Here is a 25,739-nt window from a genome sequence, read left to right on the forward strand (position 1 = left end):
AGGTGCTCACCGGCGCCGAACGCCGATCGCTGCTGTCATCGGGCCATGGCGGGCCGCGCACCGACCCGTTGCCGCGCCAGAATTTCGACGACACCGACGACCATCGCAACGTCGGATCGATAGGCCGGTGGATAGCGGTCGTCGCCGTGCTGGCGGTGCTGACCATCGTGGTCACCATCGCGATCAACACCTTCGGTGGCAGTACCCGCAATGTCCAGGTGCCCGACGTGCGGGGTCAGGCGTCGGCCGATGCGATCGCCTCGCTGCAGAACAAGGGCTTCAAGACGCGCACCCAGCAGAAGCCCGACTCCGCGATTCCGCCCGACCACGTGATCAGCACGGACCCGGCCGCCAATTCCTCGGTGGGTGCCGGCGACGAGATCACCATCAACGTGTCGACCGGCCCGGAGCAGCGCGAGGTTCCCGACGTCTCGGCGCTGACCTACTCCGAAGCGGTCAAGAAACTCACTGCGGCGGGATTCAGCAAGTTCAAGCAGGCCAATTCGCCGTCCACGCCGGACCTGGCGGGCAAGGTGATCGGCACGAACCCGCCAGCCAATCAGACCTCGGCGATCACAAACGTCATCACGATCATCGTGGGCTCCGGACCCGAGACCAAGGAGATTCCGGACGTCTCCGGACAGACCGTCGAGCTGGCGCAGAAGAATCTCACGGTCTACGGATTCACCAAATTCAGTCAGTCGCAGGTGGATAGCACCAAGCCGGCGGGCGAGGTGATTGGCACCACCCCACCGAAGGGTCAGACGGTCCCGGTCGATTCCGTGATCGATATACAGGTGTCCAAGGGCAATCAGTTCCTGATGCCTGACCTGTCGGGCATGTTCTGGACGGATGCCGAGCCGCGGTTACGGGCGCTGGGCTGGACCGGCGTGCTGGACAAGGGAGCCGACGTGGATGCCGGCGGCAACCTGCACAACAAGGTGGTCTCTCAGAGCCCGGCGGCGGGGACCGGCGTCAACCGCGACGGTGTGATCACGCTGAGGTTCGGTCAGTAGCCTCTTCCGGAGCGGATTGGCCGCCCGGAATGTGCGGCCGGACCGCCGTGAGGACCTCGTTCTCGAGTCTGCGTACCAGCGTGTCGTCGCGCGCCCAGCCGCAGTAGAGCAGCCAGTTCGCCAGCATCCGGTGCCCGCCTTCGGTGAGGATCGACTCGGGATGGAACTGCACACCGTGGATCGGCAGCTCGGCGTGCCGGACGGCCATGATCACTCCGCTCGGAGTGTGGGCGATGGCTTGCAACTCGGCGGGCAGCGATTCGGGCAGGATGGTCAGCGAGTGGTAGCGGGTCGCCGTGAACGGGTCCGGAAGTCCTTGCAACACACCATCATTCGCGTGATGCACGCTGCTGGTCTTGCCGTGCAGCAACTCCGGTGCCCGGTCGACCGTAGCGCCGAACGCGACGCCGATCGCCTGATGTCCCAGACAGACCCCCAGTAGCGGCGTGCGCGCTGCGGCGCACGCGCGGACCAGGCTGATGGACGCGCCGGCACGTTCGGGGGTCCCCGGTCCGGGGCTGAGCAGTACGCCGTCGAACTCCGCGGCGATCGCGTCCGGGTCAGCGAGTCGGGCGTCGTCGTTGCGCCACACAGTCGCCTCGACGCCAAGCTGGCCCAGGTACTGCACCAGGTTGAACACGAAGCTGTCGTAGTTGTCGACGACCAGGATCCGCACCGTGACAGGTTACCGTCCGTTCCCGAACACCTTGTCAATACATTGTCAGTAGCCGATCGGACCCATCGGCTGCGCGAAGTGCAACCGCACCGGATCGGCATGGCCCGCGACCGCGACGTCGGCCTTGACCTCCTCGCGGTAGCCCAGCCCGAACCGCACCACGTACTGCTTGTACAGCGTCACCTGGGGAGCGGCGGCCAGGGCGGCCTGCATGGCCGCGGCATTGCCGATCGCGGTGATGGAGTAGGGCGGGCTGTAGGTGCGCCCGTTGAGCAGCAGCGTGTTGCCGACGCAGCGCACGACCGAGGTCGCGATGATGCGCTGATCCTGCATCTGGATGGCCTCCGCGCCGGCGCTCCACATCGCGTTGAGGACGCCGTCGATGTCCTGCTGGTGCACGACGAGGTCGTCCGGCGTGGCATCCCGGGGGAAGCGCCCGTTCGCGTCGCGCTGGGCGTCGTTGAGGACCACCACCAGGCCCGGGCCGTGGACGGGATTCATGTCGGCCTCACCGGCCAGCTCGGCCGCCCGCCGCAGCATTGCCTGCAGCGCCGTGTCCGACGAGCGGCCATGGAAAGCGTCTATCTTCCCGGTTAGCGCTTGCCGCTCGGAATCCAGGCGACTGACCGAGTCGCGCGTCTCGCGCACCAGGTCGACCAGTCGGGGAGCGTCGCTGCGACGGATTTCCGACCCACCGGAGACCCCGTGCGTGGCAGCAAGTAACAGGCCGGCCAGCAGACACACCAGCGGGACACCGAAGCGCCACGGCGAACGGCGCCGATCGATCATCGTGTCTCCGGTTTCCTGGCGTTCGGGCCAAGTGGGCTAGTCTCATGTTCGAGCTCTGCCTGCTTGCAACCGTAATCGTTGCACCCGATATCAGAGGTAACAAATGCCGAAGTCCAAGGTCCGCAAGAAGAACGACTTCACCGTCAGCGCGGTAAGCCGCACGCCGGTGAAGGTGAAGGTCGGGCCGTCGAGTGTGTGGTTCGTCGCGTTGTTCATCGGACTGATGCTGATCGGGCTGGTCTGGCTGATGGTGTTCCAGTTGGCCGCCTACGGTCCGCAGGCCCCGACTTGGCTGCATTGGATGGCCGAACTGGGTCCGTGGAACTACGCGATCGCGTTCGCTTTCATGATCACGGGTCTTTTGCTCACGATGCGCTGGCACTGACCGGCCCGTTCGGGTAGGGCTACGGCTGGAATGTATTCATCTCGCAGCGGTTTTGTTTGCGCGCCAGCAACCTTCCGGTCACCCAATCACACGCGTGTGATTCATCCCCACTGTTGATAGCGTCTGTGGATAACCGTATCCACCGTGGTAGGAGGGTACAGGTAAGGCATGCAGCAAACTGAATGGGCGCCCCATCCAGCCGGAATCGCTGGTTGCGGGCTTGCCGAGTTTTGTTGGCTATCGCCACTGTGACCCTGGTCACAGACCCGCCCGGGCGTGTCATCGCCGGCGTGGCGGCGGCGGGTCTGATCTTGTTTGCGGGCGCGTCGTGGCGTGCGCGCCCCAAGCTGGCAATCACACCGGGTGGTCTGGCCGTGCGCGGGTGGTTCCGAACGCAGACATTGCGTCGAGAATCCATCGAAATCATTCGCATCTCTGAATTCCGTCGGCACGCGCGCAGGGTCCGCCTGCTGGAGATCGAGACCGTCGGCGGGGACTGCTGATCCTGTCCCGCTGGGATCTGGGCACCGACCCGTTGGACGTGCTGGACGCCCTCACGGACGCCGGTTACGCCGGCCCGCGGAAGAAGGGCGCGCGCTGACTAGGCGCCCCTTCGTCCGTTGGTAAGCCGCGAGCGTGCGCAGCGTGCCACCGACACGCCGCGGCGGCCGGCATTCAACGCACCTTCGCCGGCCTCGGGGCGTCTGACGAGCCTCGCGTCAGGAGATGGTGATCGACTCGATGACGACCGGGTCGGTCGGGCGGTCGTTGCCGTCGGTGGCCGTCGAGGAGATGGTTTCGACGACGCGCTGCGAATCCGCGTCGATGACCTCACCGAAGATGGTGTGGCGGCGATTCAGATGCGGCGTCGGGCCCACGGTGATGAAGAACTGGGAGCCGTTGGTGCCCGGACCGGCGTTGGCCATCGCCAGCAGGTAGGGCCGGTCGAACTGCAACTCGGGGTGGAACTCGTCGGCGAACTTGTAGCCCGGGCCGCCGCGACCGGTACCGGTCGGGTCACCGCCCTGGATCATGAAGCCCCGAATGACCCGGTGAAAAACCGCACCGTCGTAGAACGGGCCCGAGGGGCCACCCGACGCGTTCTGGGTCGAGTACTCCTTGGTGCCCTGCGCCAGGCCGACGAAGTTTGCGACGGTCTTGGGCGCGTGGTTCCCGAACAAGGCAACCTTGATGTCTCCACGGTTGGTGTGCAGGGTTGCGGTGGCGGTCTGAATGGGGCTGTTAGTCACGGGATCACAGTCTGCCACTAACCACGACTAGTGCCGCAGCCGGTGTCGATCGCGCAGGTACTAGCTCGGCGGCTCGGTAACTGATAGGACTGCGTAGGACTTGAGCAGTGCGTAGAAAGGCGGCAGATGAGCCAGAAGGCGGAAGCCTCGTTGACCCCCCGCGAGCGACTCACCCGGGGCCTGACGTATTCGGCGGTGGGACCGGTGGACGTGACTCGCGGCGTGGTGGGGCTGGGCGTGCAGTCGGCGCACTCCACCGCGACCGAGCTTCGCCGGCGCTACCGCGAGGGCCGGCTGGCCCGGGAACTCGCCGCGGCGCAGGAAAGCATCGGCCAGGAGCTGGCGGCCGCGCAGGAAGTGGTCGCCAACCTGCCGCAGTTGCTGCAGGAGGCGCGGCGCAACCAGCGGCGGTCCAAGAAGCCGTGGGTGATTGCCGGCGCTGCCGGGGTCGTGGTGCTGGCCGGTGGGGCGGTCGCGTTCAGTGTGGTGCGACGGTCGACCCGGAAGGACCCGTCACCGTTGCCCCCCAGCGTGGACGTACAGCCGCGTCCGTAACTACCCTCGCCGAGCGTGGGGCCTATGGACGATCTGGGGGTCAACTGCCTACGTAGGCCACACGCTCGGCGTGGAGCGAAAATTTGTGGAGCCTAGGGGAATCGAACCCCTGACACCCGCCTTGCAAAGGCGGTGCTCTACCAACTGAGCTAAGGCCCCTCGGGGTGGTCGGGTGCTTGACCAGAGGTTGGATCGGGCGCCACGTGCCACACCTCGACATCGCGCCGCGATCGCACCACCGCCGCAACCGCACCCACAGCGGCGGCCGCGGCCAGCGGCAAGGTGAACTTCACACGACGTCTTGACGGGCACATGATCGTGGGCCTAGGAGGACTCGAACCTCCGACCTCTTCGTTATCAGCGAAGCGCTCTAACCGCCTGAGCTATAGGCCCGTACTGCGCATACGGACGAGCGACGAGATTACCGCACCGGCCGCCCTACCCCCAAAACGCGTGCAAGCTAGTCTCGGTCGGCCAGTGTCACTTCGATACCGCCGATCAGATCGGTCGTCAGGTTGTAGACGAACGCGGCGATGGTGGCCATCGCGGTCATCAAGACGATGTTGACCAACCCGATCAGCACGGCGCCGCCGAAGATCGTTCCGCTGGAAACCAGCTCCCCGCTGCTGCCGCTCGTGTTGTTCAGCAGGTCGCCGACGTTGCTGTTGAGCTTGGCCCACACGCCCATGCCGCCGAGCACCAGGTACAGGAACGCCACGGCGATCATCCAGACGAAGAAGAGCGCCACGGACAGCAGCAGGGACACCTTCAGGGTGCTCCACGGGTCGATCCGCCGGATCTGCATGCTGGCGCGGACCGGCCCTCGGGCGCGCCGGGACCCCACCTGCACCCGCGATTCACGCGATTCGCTGGTCGTCGCGCGACCGCTGGTCCCCGAGGCGCTCGGAGTCTCGGTGCGATCGGCGGCCGGTTTGCGGTCGTTTCGTTGCGAAGCCCGCGGGAGGGGACCGGAGAGGTCGGGCAACTCGCTGGCATAGGCCTCGGCTGGTGGGTTTTCGCTGCGCACTGGTGGGACCTCCGCCTGTGAAGTGGACGGTGCGGATGTACCGGTAATAAAGCGGTTCAGCCGAGCCTCTGAGGATGTGGGTGGCCGGACATCGGTCGGCGGGTCGTTCGCCGACCGCTGCTGGGTTCCTGACTGCGACGCGGCCCGGGCAGCTCCGCGCTGCCAGGGCGGCGAATCCGCGGCGTCCGGTAAGCGGCCGGGTCCGGTCGTCGCCCGGTGCGCGCCGGCGCGTTCGACCGCCCCCTCGCCATTCGGGTTGCCACCTTGACTAGGGGCGCCCGGCTCGTTCGGTGAACTCACCCCGACTCCTAACGTGTGTACTCAAGTAGCTGAGTCTATGCCGGGTTCACCGCGCACCGAGCCACCGCCCGCCCGCCGCCGTCGGCGGCCTAGGTGGCCGACCCTTCCTCGCCCTCGACCTCGGCCTCGGCGTTCTCCTCGGCGTTGCGGGCGATCGCGAGCAGGGTGTCGCCTTCTCCAAGGTTCATCAACCGCACACCCTTGGTCTGCCGGCCAGCCTTGCGAACCTGGCGCGCGGTCGTGCGGATGACACCACCTACCGAGGTGATCGCGTACAACTCACTCTCGTCGTCGACGATCAACGCACCGACCAGCCGGCCGCGCCGACGGTCGTACATGATCGTCAGCACGCCCTTGCCGCCGCGGCCCTGCACCGGGTACTCCTCGATCGCGGTGCGCTTGGCGTAGCCGCCCGCGGTGGCGACCAGTAGGTAGGTACCTTCGCGGACCACGTTGAGTGACAGCAACCGGTCGTCGGCGTTGAAGCGCATCCCCTGGACGCCGGAGGTGGCACGTCCCATTGGCCGCAGCGCCTCGTCGGTCGCCGAGAACCGGATGGATTGTCCGTTCGCCGACACCAACAGCAGGTCGTCCTCGGCCGAACACAACACCGCACCGACGAGTTCGTCGCCGTCGCGGAGGTTCACCGCCACGATTCCGCCCGAGCGATTGGAATCGAAGTCGGTCAGTTTCGACTTCTTCACCAACCCGTTGCGGGTGGCCAGCACCAGGTACGGCGCGTCCTCGTAGCCCTTGATCTGGATGACCTGTGCGATGCGTTCCTCGGGCTGGAAGGCCAGCAGGTTTGCGACGTGCTGGCCGCGCGCGGTGCGCGAGGCCTCCGGCAGTTCGTACGCCTTGGCCCGGTACACCCGGCCCTGCGTGGTGAAGAACAGGATCCAGTCGTGGGTCGAGCAGACGAAGAAGTGCCGCACGATATCGTCCTGCTTGAGCCCAGCGCCCTGCACGCCCTTGCCGCCGCGCTTCTGGCTGCGGTACAGGTCGGTCTTGGTGCGCTTGGCGTAACCGGTCTCGGTGATGGTCACGACGACGTCCTCGCGGGCGATCAGGTCTTCGTCGCTGACGTCGCCGTCGGCCGCGATGATCCGGGTACGACGGTCATCACCGTGCTTGTCGACGATCTCGCGCAGTTCGTCGCGCACGATGCCGCGCTGCCGTTCCGGTTTGGCGAGAATGTCTTCCAGGTCGGCGATTTCGGCTTCGATCTTGGCCAGGTCGTCGATGATGCGTTGCCGCTCCAGGGCCGCCAACCGACGCAACTGCATGTCCAGGATGGCCTGCGCCTGGATCTCGTCGATGTCGAGCAGCTCGATCAGGCCGGCGCGCGCGATGTCGACGGTTTCCGACGCCCGGATCAACGCGATCACTTCGTCCAGCGCGTCGAGCGCCTTGACCAGACCGCGCAGAATGTGGGCCCGTTCGTTAGCTTTTCGCAACCGGTAGGTGGTGCGCCGGATGATGACGTCGAGTTGGTGCTCGACGTAGTAGCGGATCATCTGGTCCAGCCGCAGCGTGCGGGGCACGCCGTCGACGATCGACAGCATGTTCGCGCCGAAGCTGGTCTGCAGTTGGGTGTGCTTGTAGAGGTTGTTGAGCACCACCTTGGCCACCGCGTCGCGTTTGATCTCGACGACAATGCGCAGACCGACGCGGTCGCTGGATTGGTCCTCGATGTTGGAGATGCCGGCCAGCCGGCCGTCGCGCACCTGCTCGGCGATTGAGGTGATGAAGTTGTCGTGGTTGACCTGGTAGGGCAACTCGGTGATGACCAGCGAGGTCCGGCCGCGCGAATCCTCTTCTACCTCAACGACTCCGCGCATCCGGATGGAGCCGCGGCCGGTCTTGTAGGCGTCGGCGATGCCGGCCGACCCGACGATCAGGCCCGAGGTCGGGAAGTCGGGGCCCTTGACCCGTTCCATGACGGCGGTCAGCGTGGCCTCTTCGTCGGCGTCGTAATTTTCCAGGCACCAGAAGACCGCCTCGGCCAGCTCGCGCAGGTTGTGCGGCGGGATATTGGTGGCCATACCCACCGCGATGCCGCCCGAGCCGTTGGCCAGCAGGTTGGGGAACCGGCTGGGCAGCACGGTGGGCTCTTGCACCCGGCCGTCGTAGTTGGGGATGAAATCGACTGTCTCCTCGTCGATTTCACGCAGCATCTCCATGGCGAGCGGGGTCAGCCGTGCCTCGGTGTAGCGCATCGCGGCTGGCGGGTCGTTACCCGGCGAGCCGAAGTTCCCCTGCCCGTCGACCAACGGATACCGCAGCGACCATGGCTGGGCCATCCGCACCAAGGTGTCGTAGATGGAGGCATCACCGTGCGGGTGGTAGTTACCCATCGTCTCGGCGACCGATCGGGCGGACTTCGCGTGGCTGCGGTCCGGCCGAAATCCGGAGTCGTACATCGCATACAGCACGCGGCGGTGCACCGGCTTGAGGCCGTCACGGACCTCCGGCAGGGCGCGGCCCACGATCACGCTCATCGCGTAATCGATGTAGCTGCGCTGCATCTCTTGCTGAATGTCGACCGGTTCGATCCGGTCTACCGAGTCGTCACCGGGCGGCAACGTCGTGTCAGTCATCTATTCCTCGTCTGATCGTCGAAGGCGGACTGGTTAAACGTCCAGGAACCGAACGTCTTTCGCGTTACGGGTGATGAAGCTGCGGCGCGCCTCGACGTCCTCGCCCATCAGGATGGAGAACAGCTCGTCAGCGGCGGCGGCGTCGTCCAAAGTCACCTGGCGCAGCACCCGCACCGACGGGTCCATCGTTGTTTCCCACAGCTCCTTGGCGTCCATCTCACCAAGACCCTTGTAGCGCTGAATGCCGTCTTCCTTATTGATCTTCTTGCCGGATTTCAGCCCGGCTTCCAGCAGGCCATCGCGCTCCCGGTCGGAGTAGGCGAACTCGGGGTCACTGCGCTGCCACTTCAACTTGTACAGCGGCGGCTGCGCCAGGAACACGTGGCCGTGCTCGAGCAGCGGGCGCATGAACCGGAACAACAAGGTCAACAACAGCGTCGAAATGTGTTGCCCGTCGACGTCGGCGTCGGCCATCAACACGATCTTGTGGTAACGCAGTTTAGAAATGTCGAACTCGTCGTGAATACCGGTGCCCAGCGCGGTGATGATCGCCTGGACTTCGGTGTTCTTCAGGACCCGGTCGATACGGGCTTTCTCGACGTTGATGATCTTGCCGCGCAGCGGGAGGATGGCCTGGAACATCGAGTCACGGCCGCTCTTGGCCGAGCCACCTGCCGAGTCACCCTCCACCACATACAGTTCGGACTTGCGCGGGTCGGTGGAACGGCAGTCGGCCAGCTTGCCGGGCAGCCCGCCCAAATCGGTCGCGCTCTTGCGCCGCACCAACTCTCGGGCCTTCCGCGCCGCGATCCGGGCCTGCGCGGACGACACCGCCTTGTTGACAACGGTTTTGGCTTCCGACGGATTGGCCTCGAACCAGTGGGTGAGCTGTTCGTTGCACACCTTCTGCACGAACGACTTGACCTCGGTGTTGCCCAGCTTGGTCTTTGTCTGGCCCTCGAACTGGGGTTCGGCGACCTTGACCGAGATCACCGCGGCCAGTCCCTCGCGGATGTCGTCACCGGTGAGGTTCGGGTCCTTGTCTTTCAGCAGCTTCTTGTCTTTGGCGTATTTGTTCACCACCGACGTCAGCGCACTGCGGAACCCTTCTTCGTGCGTACCGCCCTCGTGGGTGTTGATCGTGTTGGCGAAGGTGTGCACCGACTCCGAGTAGCCACCGTTCCACTGCATCGCGATCTCGACCTCGTGGCCGGTGCCTTTGCCCTCGAAGTCGATGACGCTCTGTTGGATCGGGCTCTTGGTCCGGTTGATGTGCTTGACGAAGTCGACCAAGCCGCCGGGGTAGTGGAAGGTGCGGTGCTTAACCTTGTGCGGCGCTTTGGATTCGGCCGCCTTCTCTTCGGCGGACTTGGGCGCATCGGCGGTGTCGCTGACGACTTCATCGACGACCTCGTCCTGGTCCACCCGCTCGTCGGTCAAGTTGATGGTCAAGCCCTTGTTCAGGAACGCCATCTCTTGGAGCCGGCGCGCCACCGTCTCGAAGTCGTACTGGGTGGTCTCGAAGATGTCCGGGTCCGCCCAGAACCGGATGGTGGTGCCGGTCTTCTTGGTCGCCTCGCCCTGCTTGAGCGTGCCAGGAACGGCGCGCTCGTAATACTGGGACCACTCGTGCCCGTCGCGTTTGATGTCGACCTCGAGTCGGGTCGACAACGCGTTGACCACTGACACACCGACACCGTGCAGCCCACCGCTGACGGTGTAGCCGCTGTTCTCACCGCCGAACTTGCCGCCGGCGTGCAACTGGGTCATGACGACGTCGACTGTCGGGGCGCCGGTGGCATGCATCGCGACCGGAATGCCACGCCCGTCGTCGGCGACCTCCACGCTGCCGTCATCGAGGAGCCGCACATCCACCCGAGTGGCATAACCGGCCATCGCCTCGTCCACCGAGTTGTCGACCACCTCCCAAATCAGGTGGTGCAAACCACGCTCACCCGTGGAGCCGATGTACATGCCCGGGCGTTTGCGGACGGCCTCCAATCCTTCGAGAACGGTGATGGCGGAAGCGCCGTATTCGTTTTGTGCCTTCTTCTTCTGGGCAGCCACGGTCGGAATGCTCTCCTTGGGGTTGCATGCGAGCGGTTCATTCACCGCAGCGGTCGCACTCCTGCCACTCTACCGTGAACTACCGTCAGGACCGATTTTGCGGGCGCGTTTCCACCCATCTCATTGCGCCGTGCGCTCGTTATCTTCGTTGTCGCCGCGTCCCGACCTGCCGAATGCGGGTCCGTTAATTTCTGGCGGCTCTCAGAGCGCGACCGTCCCGGCCGTCAAAAGCCCTTAACCATAGGTGTCACGCGGCCCTCGGCCAGCAATATGGCGCGGCCCCTTCCGCCACGACGGCGTCGCCGGGCCGGTGATCTTCAGCGACGTCACCACACCATTGCCGACGGCGGCGGCGATCTTAGCCAGCAGTTGCGCTTGCATCAGCCTCAGCTGGGTCGCCCACGCTGTCGACTCAGCCGTCACACTCAGCACCCCGTCGTTGAGTGCGGCCGGCGTCGCATGCTCCGCGATCTGCTCGCCGACCACCGAATTCCAATGCCCGAATACCGTGCCTTCGGCCACGTGCGTCGTCCACCCCTGCTGCTTGGCCAAGTCGCGCGCGAGCCGTCCCAGCGGTTGCGGATCCCGCCCGTCGGGACCAGGCCCCGACCAACTGCGCCGCCCGCCGGCTGCGCGTCGACGCGGCACCGGGGCCGCGCGTCCCCGCCCGGCGTCCTGTCCCCGGGCACGGGCGGCGGCGCGCGCGTCTTCCAGGGTGCGCCGGACCAGATCGATGCCGCGCAATTCGTCGCGGCCCGCGGCGTCCTCGGCGTCGGTCATGCCTGCACCGCCGCAACCGCCGACACCGCGCCGGCATCGCTGTCCCGCAATTCGATATGCACCCGAGTCGCGTCCCAGCCCTCCGGGATGTCTTCGGGCACCGCCGCGGTCACCAATACCTGCTCGGCTGACTCCGCGACGTTTGCCAGCGCCCGGCGGCGTTTGGTATCCAGCTCGGCGAAGACGTCGTCCAGCAACAGCACCGGTTCGCCGCCATCGGCGCGCAGCAATTCATAGGCCGCAAGTCGCAACGCCACCGCGAACGACCACGATTCGCCGTGGCTGGCAAAACCTTTCGCGGGTTGATCACCGAGCCGCAGTTCCAGGTCGTCCCGGTGCGGGCCGACCAGGCACACCCCGCGCTCCAGTTCAGCGTCGCGGCGCGCCGCCAAGGCCGTCAGCAACGTGGCCTCCAGCATCTCCCGGTCGGCCGCGTGCTCTGCGCCGGGGACCACGGAGTCCGTGCTGGCACGGTATCCAATTGCAGCAGAACGTGATTCGGGCGCCAATAGTTGGTAGGCCTTGGCCACCTCGGGTGCCAACTGATTCACCAGATCAATCCGGGCCGCCATCAGTTCAGCCCCGTACTCGGCCAGCCGACTGTCCCAGACGTCAAGTGTGTCCAGCGCGCTGAGGTCACCGCGGAACCGGGCACCCGACAGGGATTTCAACAATGCGGTGCGCTGCCGCACCACCTTGTCGTAGTCGGCGCGCACGCCGGCAATGACCGGACGCCTTAAGGTTGCCAGCTCGTCGAGGTAGCGGCGACGTTCGACGGGATCGCCCCGGACCAGGGCGAGATCCTCCGGCGCGAACAACACCGCGCGCAGCACCCCGACGATTTCGCGGGTGCTGCGCACCGGTGACCGGTTCAGTCGCGCCTTGTTCGCCCGGCCTGCGGCGATCTCGAGGTCGACCGCGCATTCCCTGCCGTCGTTGACCACGATCGTCGACACCACCGCACGTTCGGCGCCGGCCCGGATCAGCGGCGCGTCGGTACCGACTCGATGTGATCCCAGGGTGGTCGAATACCACAGCGCCTCAACAAGATTCGTTTTACCGAAACCGTTCGGACCGACGAAGACGGTGCGACCCGGCGTCAGGTCGATTTCCGCACGCGCCCAGGACCGGAAATCCCGTAACGCCAAATGCCGGACGTACACCTATCTGACGCCTCGATGATCAGCCCGGCAGCCGTACCGGCATCAGCAGGTACACGTAATCCGTCGGCACCGCCGGGAACGGGCCGCTACCGCTCGGCACCGAGTCGTCGGACGAGGCCGGCCGCAGCAACGCCGGCTTACCTGGGGTGGTGAAGCCGAACGACACCCGTTCGGAGTGCAGCGAGCCGAGACCGTCGGTGAGGTAGGTGGGGTTGAACGCGATCGTCAATGGCTCACCGGCGTAGTCGACGGCCAGGTCCTCCTCCGCGCGACCCACGTCGTCCGCCCCGGCCGACAGCCGTAGCATTCCGTCGGCGAATTCCATCCTGACCTGCGCCCCCCGGTCGGCTACCAGCGCGACCAGCTTGATCGCCTCGGTCAATTCGGCCACGTCGATGGTGGCCACCGCGGTGTGCTCGGCCGGCAGCAGCTGACGGAACTTCGGGAATTCGGCGTCCAACAACCGGGTTGTGCTGCGTTTGCCGTTGCCGCTGATGCCCAGCAGTCCGTCTTTGCCCACTCCGGACCCAGAACCCAGGGACAGCCGTACTTCGGACCCGTCGGCGCCGGCCTTGGCCGCCTCGGCCAAGGTCTTCGCGGGCACCAGCACCGACGCTTCGATGTCGGGTGACAACGCCGACCAGGTCAACTCGCGGACCGCCAACCGGAACCGGTCGGTGGCAGCCAACACCACCGACTCACCGGAGATCTCGACCCTGATTCCGGTCAGCATCGGCAAGGTGTCGTCACGGCCGGCCGCGATGGCGACCTGACCGATCGCCTCGGCGAACAACTCCGCCGGCAACGTGCCGGTCTCGTCGGGCAGGGTGGGCAGGGTTGGGTAGTCCTCGACGGCCATCGTGGGCAGCGAGAACCGGGCGCTGCCGCAGGTCAAGGCGACGCGGTTGCCGTCGACGTAGAAATCGACAGGCTTGTTCGGCAACGCCCGGGTGATGTCTGACAACAACCGCCCGGACACTAAAACGCTTCCCGGGGAAGCGATTTCGGCAGCGACCTGGACCTCGGCGGAGACTTCGTAGTCGAATCCGGAAATCGTCAGGCCGTCGTCGGAGCCGGTGAGCAGCACCCCGGAAAGCACCGGCACGGTGGGCCGGGACGGCAGATTCTTGGCCACCCACGACACCGCTTCGGCGAAGGACTCCCGCACCAAACGAAACTTCAAGTCGGTGACAGCCCGTGTAGTAGCCGCGTCCATTGCGTCCCTTCACCAGAGTTCGAATCCGTACCCGGCCCCCTGCCGGTGTGTCATTCGCAACGACGACCGTAACGGCAGTCGAACAACAACCGTAGAGCTTCTCGGGCCAACTTGAAAGCTAAACGTAAACGGTGACAAAGCCGGTGCGCGGGCTGCCCGCGGACGGTTCGTACCGAACGTCCCCAGGGGTGTACTTCAAAGAAGAAACTACGGAGAGATCTCAATATCAGTAATAAGGGGTGTGCAAGCTGGGGACAGCCGTCACTTGTTGCTGCTCGGAGGCCGAGCGGGCTGTGGAACACCACGTGCACGGTTGTGGGGGTGATGTTGGCCGGTTGGGGATGGAGCACTGCGGTGCACTGCGGCGCCGGTGCTGCACTGGAGTTTGGCGGCTTTGTGCACAGGACTACACACATCGCACGGCTGGTGCCGTTGTGACTCGAGGTAGAGAAGTTTTTTGAAAATCAATGCGCAAAACCGGCGTTGGGGCGCGCAAAGGAGGTGATTCAGCGCTTGGAGCGCTGCCGGATTCGGGTGGTGAGCTCTTTGACGTTGTCGAAGATCTCGCGCCGCTCGGCCATCTCGTTGCGGATTTTGCGCTCGGCGTACATCACGGTGGTGTGATCGCGGCCGAAAGCCTGGCCGATCTTGGGCAGCGAGAGATCCGTGAGTTCCCGGCACAGGTACATCGCGATCTGTCGAGACTGCGCCAGCGGTCGGGCTTTGCCGGGACCGCGTAACTCTTCGACGGTGGTGTCGAAGTATTCGGCGGTGGCGGCCATGATGGTGGCCGCGCTGATCTGCATGCCGCTGGCATCGGCGATCAAGTCGCGCAACACGATCTCGGCCAGGGACTTGTCGATCGGCGTTTTGTTCAACGAGGCGAACGCAGTGACCCGGATCAGCGCGCCCTCGAGTTCTCGGATGTTGCGCTCGATGCTGCTGGCGATGAGTTCCAGGACGTCGTCGGGCACCGCGAGACGTTCGACCTGTGCCTTCTTGCGCAGGATGGCGATGCGTGTTTCAAGTTCCGGCGGCTGCACATCGGTGATCAGGCCCCACTCGAACCGGGTACGGAGCCGGTCTTCGAGGGTGGCCAGCTGCTTGGGCGGCCGGTCGGAGGAGATGACGATTTGCTTGTTCGCGTTGTGCAACGTGTTGAAGGTGTGGAAGAACTCCTCCTGGATGCCTTCCTTGCCCTCGATGAACTGAATGTCGTCGACGAGCAACACATCGACGTCGCGGTAGCTGCGCTTGAATGCGACTTTGCGATCGTCACGCAGCGAGTTGATGAAGTCGTTGGTGAATTCTTCGGTGGAGACGTACTTGACCCGCATCCCGGGGAACAGCCGTTGCGCGTAGTTGCCGGCCGCGTGCAGCAGGTGGGTCTTGCCCAGACCCGATTCCCCCCAGATGAACAGCGGGTTGTAGGCACGGGCGGGCGCCTCGGCGATGGCCAGGGTGGCGGCGTGAGCGAAGCGGTTGGAAGCGCCGATGACGAAGGTGTCAAACGTGTAGCGCCGGTTGAGGCTGGTGCCGGTGGCGCCCGCGCCGTCGGAGGCGGTGGGACGCTCGGTGAAGTAGTTCGGCCAGTTCTGTCCCGGCCCGATCACCGTGTCACCGTCGTCCGCGTCGGGTTCATCCGCTGCCGTGACGTTCTCGGCCGCGGCGACGCCCTCGTCATCGGCGGGAGGCGGCGCGATGCGCACCCCGAGCTGGATCTGTTGGCCGAGCCGACGGCTGAGCGCATCGGTGATGGCGGTACGCAGATGTCGTTCGATCTCGTTCTGCACGAACACACTCGGCACCGAGAGCAGGGCGAAACCCTCGACGATGGTGAGCGGCTGAACCAGGTTCAGCCAGGCGCGTTGCTGAGGTGTCAGCGGCGTGGCGAGGACCTGGCCGTTGGGTGATTCACCGTTGAGTTCGGAGACCACCGCATTCCACACCGTGGCGAATCCAGAACCGGGGTCATCGGTCAACGACGCATCTCCTGGTCCGACGGTCGAGGTGCAACTGCTGATGGCGACGATGCACCTGTCCACATGGTTATCCACAGATGTGGAAAGGAAGGTCAATAGCGTGCCGCCGCCCATTGGCAACGGCTCGTGATCTTCATGCTGTAGACAACCATGCGATTGTCCGGTCAGCTAGTCGATCCGCCATCCTCGCTTCATTGTCGTCAGAGTCCCAACTCCGCAGCGGCTTGAATGCTACCCCGCAAGAAGCTAACAGTTTTCGTTGCGGCTGCCAACAGTTCTCTTGTATTCCGCTGGCGTTCTTCATGATCTGACCAGATTCGGCCACGCGCCGAGCGTCAGGGATCGGACCGGCCTGGCGGTCATCGTGAGTCTGCTGGGACGGGCGAGGTTTGACCAGGACAAGTCGCGTCAGTACCCTCAAACAGTCGCCCGAAAGTCGGCGATACGGCTGCGACCCGGATCACGTGTTCGGGGACCGCGCCGGCCAGCAAGCGGGAACACCTCCGCTCGACGAATTGCGCAGCATCAGTCGGCGGACGGTTATGCCAACACACGAGGAGAATCGCCGTGGCCAAGGGCAAGCGGACCTTCCAGCCGAACAACCGGCGCCGAGCCCGCGTTCACGGTTTCCGGTTGCGGATGCGTACCCGTGCGGGGCGGGCCATCGTGTCCGGCCGGCGGCGTAAGGGTCGTCGTTCTTTAACTGCCTGATCGCAAGTCGGGTCTTCCAGCCGTGCTTTCCGCACGTAACCGCATGCGGCGGTCGTCTGAGTTCGACGCGACCGTGCGATACGGGATGCGCACGGTACAGCCGGACGTCGTCGTGCACGTGCGGCGGGGCAGTGACCACAACGATGTCCCTGGGCCGCGGGTCGGGTTGATCGTCGCCAAGCGGGTCGGGTCTGCGGTCGAACGTCACCGGGTGGCCCGGCGGCTGCGGCACGTCGCCCGGCCGATGTTGGACAGCTTGCACCCGCACGACCAGGTCGTGATTCGAGCCTTGCCGAGTAGCAAGCACGTCTCGTCGGCGTGGTTGGAGCAACAGCTGCGCAGCGGACTGCGTCGAGCCTTCGAGTTGGCGGGTACCGAGCGGTGAGTGTTGCCCAGTGGAACCCTGCGCGCGCGGTTCGCTCCGCCGGCAGGGTAGGCACCCCCGTGGCCCGCGCGCTGATCTATCTCATTCAGCTTTACCGGCACATGGTGTCGCCGCTGCGGCCGGCGTCGTGCCGGTTCGTTCCAACCTGCAGTCAGTACGCGGTCGAGGCCTTGGCCGAGTATGGCGTTCTTCGGGGGAGTTGGCTGGCGGCGGCCAGGCTCGCAAAGTGCGGACCGTGGCATCGGGGAGGATGGGATCCCATCCCGGAGCGCCACCAGTGCCGGGCCAACTTCGATACTGCGGCCGGAGACGCTCCGGCACAGCAAGGGGAGAGTGGATCTTTTGTTTGATTTCTTCAGCCTGGACTTCATCTACTACCCGGTGTCGTGGATCATGTGGGTCTGGTACAAAGCGTTCGCCTTTGTGCTCGGACCGGACAACTTCTTCGCCTGGGCACTGTCGGTGATGTTCCTGGTGTTCAGCTTGCGCGCGCTGCTGTACAAGCCGTTCGTGCGGCAGATCCGCACCACCCGCCAGATGCAGGAATTGCAACCTCAGATCAAGGCACTGCAGAAGAAGTACGGCAAAGACCGTCAGCGCATGGCGCTCGAGATGCAGAAACTGCAACGCGAGCACGGGTTCAATCCGATTCTGGGCTGCCTGCCGATGCTGGCGCAGATCCCGGTCTTCCTGGGTCTGTATCACGTGCTGCGTTCGTTTAACCGGACAACCGGCGGCATCGGCTTGCAGCAGATGTCGGTGGCGCAGAACAAGCTCATCGGGAATTACGTCTTCACCCCGACCGATGTGCAGAACTTCCTGAAGGCCAACCTGTTCGGCGCTCCGATCGGCGCCTCGATGACGCAGGGCGGCGGGTTGGATGCTTTCGAACATTTCAGCCGCCCCGCGGTGATCGCGGTCGGCGTACCGGTGATGATCTTGGCCGGCGTTGCAACGTACTTCAACAGCCGCGCGTCGGTCGCGCGCCAGAGTCCGGAGGCGGCGGCGAATCCGCAGACGGCGATGATGAACAAGCTCGCGCTGTATGTCTTCCCGCTCGGCGTGGTGGTCGGCGGGCCCTTCCTTCCGCTGGCGATCATCCTCTATTGGTTCGCGAACAACATCTGGACGTTCGGCCAGCAGCACTATGTCTTCGGAATGATCGAGAAAGAAGACGAGGCCAAGAAGCAGGAAGTGTTGCAGCGCCGTGCGGCAAACGCACCCGCCCCGGGCGCCAAGCCGAAACGCACACCGAAGACTGGAACCCCGAGCGTTGCCGAGGGAGATACGAGCGGCACCGAAACGGGTGGCGTCGAGGACACGGAGAACGGCGCGACAGACGGGAAACCGGCGAAAGGCAGCCAGGCGCCCAAGCCGAGCCCGGGCAGCCGGAACAGCGGCCCGGGGCGTACGCCGCGGCCGGGAGCACGACCGAAAAAGCGCAAACGTTAGTCAGCGCACCCGAACTTGCCGGGGCTTGCCAACCAGGCCGCACCGCCCCGACTCAACGAGAGCAGGCAAGAAAACGCGGCGCAGCGCCGCCAATAGCAACCCGTGGAAGAGGGGAGAAACACCATGACCGACGCGGACACCACCGAACTGAACTCGGACACCACGGTCGACGAGGATCTCGCGGCCGAGGAGCAGGCCGACTCGACCGGTGACGCCGACGACCTCGAGGAGCGGTTGGTCGCCGAGGGCGAGATCGCCGGCGACTATCTGGAAGAGCTGCTGGACCTATTGGACTTCGATGGCGACATCGACCTGGACGTCGAAGGCAACCGGGCAGTGGTCAGCATCGACGGCAGCGACGATCTCAACAAGCTGGTGGGCCGCGGCGGCGAGGTGCTCGACGCGTTGCAGGAACTCACCCGGCTAGCCGTGCACCAGAAGACCGGTGTGCGGAGCCGCCTCATGCTTGACATCGCCAGCTGGCGGCGCCGTCGCCGGGAGGAGTTGGCCGCGCTGGGTGACAAGGTGGCCCGGCGAGTAGCGGAGACGGGCGAGCGCGAAGCGCTTTCGCCGATGACTCCCTTCGAGCGCAAGATCGTGCACGACGCCGTGGCGGCGGTGCCCGGAGTGCACAGCGAGAGCGAGGGCGCTGAGCCCGCACGACGGGTTGTCGTCCTGCGTGACTGACTCGTGACCCCGCGCGGCCGGATTGTCACCCGACCGTGATAACCGGAGTTACAGGGTTGTAGTTCTTGCGGGCACTGCGGGAGAGCGAAGGGATGTTTCACGTGAAACATAGCGATTCCCGCGCCACCGACCCCGGGCCGCCGGCTGCGGCTGGGGCCGTCTTCGGGCCGAATCTAGAGCTCGCGCAGCGCTATGCCGAGTTGTTGGCAACCGACGGCGTCGAGCGGGGACTATTAGGTCCACGCGAAGCCGATCGCCTCTGGGACCGGCACCTGTTGAACTCCGCGGCCTTCGCCGAGCTGTTGGAACATGGCGCGTGCGTGGTGGACATCGGCAGCGGCGCGGGCTTGCCCGGCATTCCGTTATTCCTCGCACGCCCGGATCTGCGGGTCGTGCTGCTGGAGCCGCTACTGCGCCGCAGTGAGTTCCTCTCGGAGGTTGTGGCCAAGCTGGGCGTGCCGGTGGAAGTGGTCCGCGGGCGCGCGGAGGAACGCGCGGTTCGAGACCGACTCGGTGGCAGCGATGCCGTTGTCTCCCGAGCGGTGGCGGCCTTGGACAAACTGACGAAGTGGAGTATGCCGTTGCTGAAGTACGACGGGCAGATGATCGCGATCAAGGGGGAGCGCGCCCCGGATGAAGTTCGGGAGCACCGGCGTGTGATGGAGGCGTCGGGTGCCACCGATGTAAGGGTGGTGACATGTGGCGCGAACTATTTGGAGCAGCCCGCAACCGGAGTAGTGGCCCGGCGGTCAAGGGCTCCGCGGCACCGGGAGCGGGCGGGCAGGGGAGCGCGATGAGATCCACCGCCAAGGCCGCTGCGCCCCTACCCGCGCCAACCGCCGCACCCGCCGTGTCGGCGAATCCACCGATCCGCCAGCACCCAGCTGCGAGATCGACAGATGGGGTGGCAACCACGGCGCCGGGGGCGCACAATCCCACAGTGAATGTTTCACGTGAAACATCGATTGAGATCGATACACCCATAGGCGCCGCGGCCGAGCGCGCGATGCGGGTTTTGCACACGACGCACGAGCCACTGCAGCGACCGCGCCAGCGCCGGCTTTTCACGATCGCGAATCAGAAGGGCGGCGTCGGCAAGACCACCACCGCCGTCAATCTCGCGGCCGCGCTCGCGGTGCAGGGCCTCAAGACGCTCGTCATCGATCTCGATCCGCAGGGCAACGCGAGCACCGCGCTGGGCATCGCCGACCGTCAGTCAGGTACTCCCTCGTCGTACGAAGTGCTCATCGGCGAAGTGACGCTGCAGGAGGCGATGCGGCGCAGCCCGCACAGTGAGCGCCTGTTCTGCGTGCCGGCGACGATCGACCTGGCGGGGGCCGAGATCGAGTTGGTCAGCATGGTGGCCCGCGAGAACCGCCTGCGGAACGCGTTGGCGGAACTGGACAACTTCGACTTCGATTACGTCTTCATCGACTGCCCCCCGTCGCTCGGGCTGCTCACCATCAATGCGCTCGTGGCGGCACCCGAGGTGTTGATCCCGATCCAGTGCGAGTACTACGCGCTGGAGGGGGTGTCCCAGCTGATGCGCAACATCGAGATGGTGAAGTCGCATCTGAACCCGCAACTGGACGTGACCACGGTCATCCTCACCATGTACGACGGCCGCACCAAGCTCGCCGATCAGGTGGCCGAGGAGGTGCGCCGGTACTTCGGGGACAAGGTGTTGCGCACTGTGATCCCGCGCAGCGTCAAGGTGTCCGAGGCGCCGGGCTACAGCATGACGATCATCGATTACGATCCCGGGTCGCGCGGAGCCATGAGCTATCTGGATGCCAGTCGTGAACTCGCGCAGCGGGATCGACCACCAGCCGGGAAGGGATGACGAATGACGAATCCGTCGCGTAGGAAGGGCGGCCTCGGCCGGGGGCTGGCGTCGTTGATCCCGACCGGACCGGCCGAAGGGGAGGGCGGACCGTCGGCCTTCGGACCGCGCATGGGTTCGGCTGCGGCCGACGTTGTGATCGGCGGGCCGCTGCCCGACGCCGCCGCGATGGGAGCGGTGTACCGGGAGATCGCACCATCGGACATCGAGCCGAACCCGCGGCAGCCGCGGCAGGTGTTCGACGACGAGGCGCTCTCGGAATTGGTCCACTCGATCCGCGAGTTCGGACTGCTGCAACCGATCGTGGTGCGCGCCGTGCCGCCGTCGCCGGGTGGCGCCCGATACCAGATCGTGATGGGGGAGCGGCGCTGGCGCGCGGCCCAGGAAGCCGGCCTGGCCACCATCCCGGCGATCGTGCGCGAGACCAACGACGACAATCTGTTGCGCGACGCGTTGCTGGAAAACATCCACCGCGTGCAGCTGAACCCGTTGGAAGAAGCGGCGGCATATCAGCAACTCCTCGACGAGTTCGGGGTCACCCACGACGAACTGGCCGCGCGCATCGGTCGCTCTCGTCCGTTGATCACCAACATGATCAGGCTGTTGAAATTGCCGATCCCGGTGCAGCGACGAGTGGCCGCCGGGGTGTTGTCCGCCGGCCACGCCCGCGCGCTGCTCTCGCTGGAGGCAGGCCCGGAGGCGCAAGAGGAGCTCGCGAGCCGGATCGTCGCCGAGGGTCTGTCGGTACGAGCCACCGAGGAAGCCGTCACCCTGGCCAACCGCGGGGACGGCGCGACGCCGGCACCTCCCCGGCGCAAGCCGATCCAGATGCCCGGTCTGCAAGATGTCGCGGAGCGGCTGTCCAACGCCTTCGATACCCGGGTGACAGTCGCGCTGGGCAAGCGCAAAGGCAAGATCGTGGTCGAGTTCGGTTCGGTGGACGATCTGCAGCGGATCATCGACCTGATGACCGCAAAAAAGGCCTGAAGCCCCGCATCCGGTCATACCCTGTAATTACGTCACTGTGACACCCACCCGGTGACGACGTGGCCGCCGACCAGTCCGGTCCACCAAGAATGACGGAGACATGCTGTGCCGCAACCAAATTCGAATTCCGGACGGCGGCGACGACGCGGGGTGGCCGGTCAGTTGGCAGTGGTCGGGTGAACACTGGCCCAAAAGCGACCGACTCTCCTATCCTGGAAGGGTTGCCGGTGCGTATCAGCCTCGGAAGGGCCGGGCAGATCCCATGCGCGTGAGTACCGCACGGAGGCCAGGAGACTAGTGTCAGCTCGGATTACAGCGCTGCGGCTCGAAGCCTTCGAGCAGCTCCCCAAGCATGCGCGCCGATGCGTTTTCTGGGAGGTCGACCCGGCGACGCTGGGTAAGGATGACCACCTCGCCGACCCGGAGTTCGAGAAGGAAGCGTGGCTGTCGATGGTCATGCTGGAGTGGGGCTCCTGCGGACAGGTCGCGACGGCGATTCCGGACGAGCGCAGCCAGGCCGAACCACCTTGCCTGGGCTACGTGCTTTACGCCCCGCCGCGCGCGGTACCCCGGGCGCATCGATTTCCCACCGCGCCGGTTTCCGCTGATGCGGTGCTGTTGACGTCGATGGGCATCGAGCGCGGGCAGGCCGACGACGACCTGCCGCACAGCTTGATCGCCCGAGTCATCGACGAGTTGATGCGACGCGGTGTGCGGGCATTGGAAGCCTTCGGCCGGACCCAGGCCGCCACCGAGCTGCAGCCACCGCTGGACGACGACATCCGGCCGGTGGTCGAAGCGCTGGGGGACTGCTCGGTGGAGCACTGCATCATCGACGCCGACTTCTTGCTCGATGTGGGTTTTGTGGTGGTGGCACCGCACCCCTACTTCCCGCGGTTGCGCCTCGAGTTGGACAAGGGCCTGGGCTGGAAGGCCGAAGTGGAGGCCGCGCTGGAACGCCTGCTGGAAAATGCTCAGCTGCAACAGCCGGTGGGGGCGGGGTCCGCGGGAGTGGTTCCGACCGGTAATGCGTTGCAGCGCAACGGCCCTTAGGTGCCGCTGATTCTGGTGGCCCGCTCCACGGACAACTCGTGCGCGAGCAATTCGGCGAAAGTGAAAGTGCCAGTGGGCCGGTCGTTCTTGCCCAGCAGGTAGAGCCGCTTCACCGCAGCCAGAATGCCCTCGGCGATGGTGTCGCGCGTCTGCGGCGCCACCAGCATCTCGCGGTCCCGCGGATTGGTGATGTAGCCGACGTCGACCTGAACGGTCGGCATCCTGGTGAGCCGCAACAGATCCCACGTCCGGCCGTGCACTCGGCAGTCCCGTAAACCGGTACGCGCCACCACTTCTCGCTGGATGAAGTCGGCCAGGTTGCGCCCGATGGTGGACACCGAGCCGTGTGAGTTGCCGAAGTGGAATGACGCCACACCATTGGCCGAAGGGCTGGTTTGGGTTTCGCAGCGCAGGCTGATCATCAAGTCTGCACCAACGGAATTCGCGGTGGCCGCACGCTCGGCGTCCGAGGGGCTGCGGTTGGTGGGCCGCGAGATGAAGGTCTCCATCCCGATTGCCTTCATCCGGCCTTCGAGCCGACTGGCCAAATCCCACAAGATATCCGACTCGCTGATCGGGCCGGCCGGACCTTGGGTGATCAGGCCGTGGTCGCTGCCGCCGCGACCCGGATCGATGATGATCCGCTTGCCCGACAGCTTCGGCCCGGAGCTGCGCACCAGCTCTTCCTCGCGGATCGCGTGCGGTGAACCGCCGCTGACCCGAGAACTGAGAAAGTACAAGGACCGCAACGTTTCCGGCCCGCAGATACCATCCGCAGACAGTCCGTACTCGCGCTGGTAGGACATCAGCGCGTTGTGGGTCTGCAGCCCGAAATGACCATCGACCAAACCGGTGTAGAAGCCCAGATCCTGCAGGCGTGCTTGCAAAGTCGCGACATCGTCGCCGTAGAGCGGGGCACCGAACTGGTGATACAACGTGCGGGCACCGAGCCGGTAGGAGGCTTCCTTCAGCGCACGGTAGGTAGCCTCGCCGACGATGCCGTCAACCAGCAGACCGCGGTGCTGTTGAAAGGCCCGCACCGCGTAATCGAGTTCCTCATCGAACACTTCGAGTGCGACGTGGCGACCCGTGGTCAAGTCCTCGTCGGGGTTCTCCAGCATTCCCAGCGCGGCCAGCGCCGCTCGGATCTCGGTGACAGCGGCACCGCGGTCGCCACAGCGCAGCGCGTCGCCGTCTTCGCGGCGCGGACTCGGCATACCAAGGGCCCTCCGGGACTATTGACATCGCATGCAAATGCAGCGCAGTTAATCGGTATTGTCGCAGATCCTCGCCAATATCCGGAAAACCCCAGGCCAATCGGGGACTCGTTTCGGCAACGAGATGGCCTCGCGGCACGGGCCCGATGGAGGGAATCAAGCGAGATTAGGCACCGCTTCGGAGAGCTCGCGCAGCAAGGCCGCCTTTCCTTTGGCTCCGACTATGCGCTTCACCGGCTGACCGTCCTTGAACAGGATCAGCGTGGGTATCGAAACCACCTGAAAGTCGCGCGCCGTCTCGGGGTTGGCGTCGACGTCCAATTTGGCGACGGTGAGGTCGGCGGAGCGTTCGGCGGCGATCTCCTCCAACACCGGGGCCACCATCTTGCACGGTCCACACCAGGTCGCCCAAAAGTCAACCAGCACAGGCTTATTGCTGGACAGCACGTCGCTGCTGAAGGAGGCGTCGGACACCTCGACCGTGGCGGGCTTGTCCGATTCGCTCATCGCTGTGCTCCTATCAAATTGTCGGTGCTGCCGGCCTCTCCGGCTGCCTCGTGTTCGGCGAGCCACCGTTCGGCGTCGATGGCGGCGGCACAGCCACTGCCCGCTGCGGTGACGGCCTGTCGGTAGGTGCGGTCCACCAGGTCACCGGCGGCGAACACCCCTTCCAGCGAGGTGCTGGTGGTGCGCCCCTGTACCAGTACGTACCCATCCGGATCCAGGTCGACGGCGTCGCGGACCAGGGCCGAGCGTGGCTCGTGGCCGATCGCGACGAACACTCCAGTCACCGGCAGGGTGGTTTCCTCACCGGTGACGTTGTCCCGGAGGCGCAGGCCGGTGACGGTGGTGTCACCGTCGACTCCCAGCACGGACTTGTTGGTCAGGATTCGGATCTTGTCGTTGTCCTGCGCGCGCTTGAGCATGATCTTGGAGGCGCGGAACTCCTCCCGGCGGTGCACCAGTGTGACACTGCGGGCGAAGCGGGTGAGGAAGGTCGCTTCCTCCATCGCGGAGTCCCCGCCGCCGATGACCGCGATGTCCTGATCACGGAAGAAGAACCCGTCGCAGGTGGCGCATGAGCTGACGCCGCGGCCGAGTAGTTCCTGCTCCCCGGGCACGTTCAGGTACCGGGCGGCGGCGCCCATCGCCAGGATGACCGCACGGGCCCGGAAGGTCTCGCCTTCGGCGGTCACCACGGTCTTGACCGGCCCCTCGAGAGACACCGACTCGACGTCTTCCATTCGCAGGTCGGCGCCGAAGCGCAGGGCCTGCTCGCGCATCTGATCCATCAACTCCGGGCCGGTGATCCCATCCCGGAATCCCGGGTAGTTCTCCACCTCCGTCGTGGTCATCAGCGCGCCGCCGAACGCGGTGCCCTCGAAGACCAGCGGCTTGAGCTGGGCGCGGGCGGTGTAGAGCGCGGCGGTGTACCCGGCCGGGCCGGACCCGATGATGATCACATCATGGATGGTGTCTGGGGCGGAGAAAGCGCTCATGCGGACCTTTCGGAACCTTCGGAAACTGAACCTGATCTCAAATCGTACGAACGCCAGCGTAGGCACTGCTGTTCCCGACAGCGATGCACCACACTGAGC

25 protein-coding genes, 2 tRNA genes and 1 pseudogene are annotated in these 25,739 nt (G+C 65.4%); 13 read left to right on the plus strand and 15 right to left on the minus strand.

All coding sequences use genetic code 11. The features are described 5' to 3' along the window. Positions 1-1,016 (plus strand): Stk1 family PASTA domain-containing Ser/Thr kinase (locus BN972_RS21350; RefSeq protein ID WP_036362265.1); only part of this gene is annotated, 1,016 nt, incomplete at its 5' end. Here the strand turns inward: BN972_RS21350 and BN972_RS21355 are convergent. Further along, positions 994-1,692 carry an aminodeoxychorismate/anthranilate synthase component II gene (locus BN972_RS21355; protein WP_036362268.1) on the minus strand — a complete coding sequence of 233 codons (699 nt, stop codon included), beginning with the start codon at positions 1,690-1,692 and terminating at the stop codon, positions 994-996. The two genes, BN972_RS21350 and BN972_RS21355, sit on opposite strands and share 23 nt — an antisense overlap. A 45-nt stretch (positions 1,693-1,737) precedes the next feature. After that, positions 1,738-2,481, minus strand: coding sequence for a DUF881 domain-containing protein (locus BN972_RS21360; protein ID WP_036362270.1), 744 nt, complete (start codon positions 2,479-2,481; stop codon positions 1,738-1,740). A gap of 103 nt (positions 2,482-2,584) precedes the next feature. Here BN972_RS21360 and crgA point away from each other — a divergent pair, with 103 nt between their 5' ends. Together crgA and BN972_RS21370 are read left to right on the plus strand one after the other, a co-directional pair. After that, a complete protein-coding gene (gene crgA / locus BN972_RS21365) occupies positions 2,585-2,866 on the plus strand; it encodes a cell division protein CrgA (RefSeq protein ID WP_036362273.1) in 282 nt (93 codons plus the stop codon). 168 nt (positions 2,867-3,034) lie between these two features. Then, positions 3,035-3,467: pseudogene (locus BN972_RS21370) on the plus strand (PH domain-containing protein). A 118-nt stretch (positions 3,468-3,585) separates the two neighbouring features. Here the strand turns inward: BN972_RS21370 and BN972_RS21375 are convergent. Then, positions 3,586-4,134, minus strand: coding sequence for a peptidylprolyl isomerase (locus BN972_RS21375; protein WP_036362276.1), 549 nt, complete (start codon positions 4,132-4,134; stop codon positions 3,586-3,588). Between the two features lie 108 nt (positions 4,135-4,242). Here BN972_RS21375 and cwsA point away from each other — a divergent pair, with 108 nt between their 5' ends. Continuing rightward, the gene (gene cwsA, locus BN972_RS21380) at positions 4,243-4,671 is read left to right on the plus strand and encodes a cell wall synthesis protein CwsA (protein ID WP_036362279.1); all 429 of its coding nucleotides are present in this window, start codon (positions 4,243-4,245) and stop codon (positions 4,669-4,671) included. An 86-nt stretch (positions 4,672-4,757) separates the two neighbouring features. Here cwsA and BN972_RS21385 read toward each other — a convergent pair. From BN972_RS21385 to dnaA, 9 genes are all read right to left on the minus strand, one after another. Further along, positions 4,758-4,830, minus strand: a tRNA-Ala gene (locus tag BN972_RS21385). A 160-nt stretch (positions 4,831-4,990) separates the two neighbouring features. Continuing rightward, positions 4,991-5,064: transfer RNA gene (locus BN972_RS21390), tRNA-Ile, on the minus strand. Positions 5,065-5,131: 67 nt separating this feature from the next. Further along, on the minus strand, positions 5,132-5,998 hold the full coding sequence (locus BN972_RS21395; protein WP_036362282.1) for a DUF3566 domain-containing protein: 867 nt from the start codon (positions 5,996-5,998) through the stop codon (positions 5,132-5,134). A gap of 89 nt (positions 5,999-6,087) precedes the next feature. After that, on the minus strand, positions 6,088-8,598 hold the full coding sequence (gene gyrA / locus BN972_RS21400; RefSeq protein WP_036362286.1) for a DNA gyrase subunit A: 2,511 nt from the start codon (positions 8,596-8,598) through the stop codon (positions 6,088-6,090). 33 nt (positions 8,599-8,631) lie between these two features. Beyond that, entirely contained in the window at positions 8,632-10,665 is a 2,034-nt protein-coding gene (gene gyrB / locus BN972_RS21405) for a DNA topoisomerase (ATP-hydrolyzing) subunit B (protein ID WP_036363624.1), read from the minus strand. A 234-nt stretch (positions 10,666-10,899) separates the two neighbouring features. Beyond that, the gene (locus BN972_RS21410; protein WP_036362289.1) at positions 10,900-11,445 is read right to left on the minus strand and encodes a DUF721 family protein; all 546 of its coding nucleotides are present in this window, start codon (positions 11,443-11,445) and stop codon (positions 10,900-10,902) included. Then, positions 11,442-12,608, minus strand: a complete 1,167-nt coding sequence (gene recF, locus BN972_RS21415; RefSeq protein WP_036362292.1) for a DNA replication/repair protein RecF — start codon at positions 12,606-12,608, stop codon at positions 11,442-11,444. The genes BN972_RS21410 and recF overlap by 4 nt, the downstream gene beginning before the upstream one ends. Positions 12,609-12,627: 19 nt before the next feature. Beyond that, a complete protein-coding gene (gene dnaN / locus BN972_RS21420; protein ID WP_036362295.1) occupies positions 12,628-13,824 on the minus strand; it encodes a DNA polymerase III subunit beta in 1,197 nt (398 codons plus the stop codon). Between the two features lie 506 nt (positions 13,825-14,330). Continuing rightward, a complete protein-coding gene (dnaA, locus tag BN972_RS21425) occupies positions 14,331-15,806 on the minus strand; it encodes a chromosomal replication initiator protein DnaA (protein ID WP_036363627.1) in 1,476 nt (491 codons plus the stop codon). Positions 15,807-16,373: 567 nt separating this feature from the next. Here dnaA and rpmH point away from each other — a divergent pair. The 9 genes from rpmH to BN972_RS21460 all read left to right on the plus strand — a co-directional run bounded on the left by rpmH (position 16,374) and on the right by BN972_RS21460 (position 22,924). Beyond that, positions 16,374-16,517 (plus strand): 50S ribosomal protein L34, encoded by a 144-nt coding sequence (gene rpmH, locus BN972_RS28450; protein WP_019735309.1) that lies wholly within the window; start codon positions 16,374-16,376, stop codon positions 16,515-16,517. A 22-nt stretch (positions 16,518-16,539) separates the two neighbouring features. Continuing rightward, positions 16,540-16,902, plus strand: coding sequence for a ribonuclease P protein component (gene rnpA, locus BN972_RS21430; protein WP_036362298.1), 363 nt, complete (start codon positions 16,540-16,542; stop codon positions 16,900-16,902). Continuing rightward, positions 16,899-17,252: a membrane protein insertion efficiency factor YidD gene (gene yidD, locus BN972_RS28900; protein WP_099051167.1), complete on the plus strand. Its 354-nt coding sequence runs from the start codon at positions 16,899-16,901 to the stop codon at positions 17,250-17,252. The genes rnpA and yidD overlap by 4 nt, the downstream gene beginning before the upstream one ends. Further along, a complete protein-coding gene (yidC, locus tag BN972_RS21435; RefSeq protein ID WP_036362301.1) occupies positions 17,236-18,354 on the plus strand; it encodes a membrane protein insertase YidC in 1,119 nt (372 codons plus the stop codon). Before yidD ends, yidC begins: the two co-directional genes overlap by 17 nt. A 123-nt stretch (positions 18,355-18,477) precedes the next feature. Next, positions 18,478-19,041, plus strand: a complete 564-nt coding sequence (locus BN972_RS21440; RefSeq protein WP_036362304.1) for a Jag family protein — start codon at positions 18,478-18,480, stop codon at positions 19,039-19,041. 92 nt (positions 19,042-19,133) lie between these two features. After that, complete coding sequence (gene rsmG, locus BN972_RS21445; RefSeq protein WP_036362308.1) at positions 19,134-19,838, plus strand: 16S rRNA (guanine(527)-N(7))-methyltransferase RsmG; 705 nt, start codon at positions 19,134-19,136, stop codon at positions 19,836-19,838. Continuing rightward, complete coding sequence (locus BN972_RS21450; protein ID WP_080697058.1) at positions 19,835-20,884, plus strand: ParA family protein; 1,050 nt, start codon at positions 19,835-19,837, stop codon at positions 20,882-20,884. The genes rsmG and BN972_RS21450 overlap by 4 nt, the downstream gene beginning before the upstream one ends. A gap of 3 nt (positions 20,885-20,887) precedes the next feature. Then, positions 20,888-21,871 (plus strand): ParB/RepB/Spo0J family partition protein, encoded by a 984-nt coding sequence (locus BN972_RS21455; protein WP_036362314.1) that lies wholly within the window; start codon positions 20,888-20,890, stop codon positions 21,869-21,871. Positions 21,872-22,168: 297 nt separating this feature from the next. After that, complete coding sequence (locus BN972_RS21460) at positions 22,169-22,924, plus strand: hypothetical protein (RefSeq protein ID WP_036362317.1); 756 nt, start codon at positions 22,169-22,171, stop codon at positions 22,922-22,924. Here BN972_RS21460 and BN972_RS21465 read toward each other — a convergent pair. The 3 genes from BN972_RS21465 to trxB all read right to left on the minus strand — a co-directional run bounded on the left by BN972_RS21465 (position 22,921) and on the right by trxB (position 25,640). Continuing rightward, positions 22,921-24,141, minus strand: a complete 1,221-nt coding sequence (locus BN972_RS21465; RefSeq protein WP_036362320.1) for an N-acetylmuramoyl-L-alanine amidase — start codon at positions 24,139-24,141, stop codon at positions 22,921-22,923. The genes BN972_RS21460 and BN972_RS21465 overlap by 4 nt on opposite strands. 156 nt (positions 24,142-24,297) lie before the next feature. Then, positions 24,298-24,648: a thioredoxin gene (gene trxA, locus BN972_RS21470; RefSeq protein ID WP_036362323.1), complete on the minus strand. Its 351-nt coding sequence runs from the start codon at positions 24,646-24,648 to the stop codon at positions 24,298-24,300. After that, positions 24,645-25,640 (minus strand): thioredoxin-disulfide reductase, encoded by a 996-nt coding sequence (gene trxB / locus BN972_RS21475; RefSeq protein WP_036362326.1) that lies wholly within the window; start codon positions 25,638-25,640, stop codon positions 24,645-24,647. Before trxB ends, trxA begins: the two co-directional genes overlap by 4 nt. Positions 25,641-25,739: the final 99 nt, after the last annotated feature.

It is taken from the genome of Mycobacterium asiaticum DSM 44297 (assembly GCF_000613245.1).
Classification (GTDB): Bacteria; Actinomycetota; Actinomycetes; order Mycobacteriales; family Mycobacteriaceae; genus Mycobacterium; species Mycobacterium asiaticum.

Bases quoted from the DNA above. Each gene is read 5' to 3' on its own strand.
- BN972_RS21360 (WP_036362270.1), bottom strand. From the start codon at position 2,481: ATGATCGATCGGCGCCGTTCGCCGTGGCGCTTCGGTGTCCCGCTGGTG.
- crgA (WP_036362273.1), top strand. From the start codon at position 2,585: ATGCCGAAGTCCAAGGTCCGCAAGAAGAACGACTTCACCGTCAGCGCG.
- cwsA (WP_036362279.1), top strand. From the start codon at position 4,243: ATGAGCCAGAAGGCGGAAGCCTCGTTGACCCCCCGCGAGCGACTCACC.
- gyrA (WP_036362286.1), bottom strand. From the start codon at position 8,598: ATGACTGACACGACGTTGCCGCCCGGTGACGACTCGGTAGACCGGATC.
- BN972_RS21410 (WP_036362289.1), bottom strand. From the start codon at position 11,445: ATGACCGACGCCGAGGACGCCGCGGGCCGCGACGAATTGCGCGGCATC.
- dnaN (WP_036362295.1), bottom strand. From the start codon at position 13,824: ATGGACGCGGCTACTACACGGGCTGTCACCGACTTGAAGTTTCGTTTG.
- BN972_RS21440 (WP_036362304.1), top strand. From the start codon at position 18,478: ATGACCGACGCGGACACCACCGAACTGAACTCGGACACCACGGTCGAC.
- rsmG (WP_036362308.1), top strand. From the start codon at position 19,134: ATGTTTCACGTGAAACATAGCGATTCCCGCGCCACCGACCCCGGGCCG.
- BN972_RS21450 (WP_080697058.1), top strand. From the start codon at position 19,835: ATGAGATCCACCGCCAAGGCCGCTGCGCCCCTACCCGCGCCAACCGCC.
- BN972_RS21455 (WP_036362314.1), top strand. From the start codon at position 20,888: ATGACGAATCCGTCGCGTAGGAAGGGCGGCCTCGGCCGGGGGCTGGCG.
- BN972_RS21465 (WP_036362320.1), bottom strand. From the start codon at position 24,141: ATGCCGAGTCCGCGCCGCGAAGACGGCGACGCGCTGCGCTGTGGCGAC.
- trxA (WP_036362323.1), bottom strand. From the start codon at position 24,648: ATGAGCGAATCGGACAAGCCCGCCACGGTCGAGGTGTCCGACGCCTCC.
- trxB (WP_036362326.1), bottom strand. From the start codon at position 25,640: ATGAGCGCTTTCTCCGCCCCAGACACCATCCATGATGTGATCATCATC.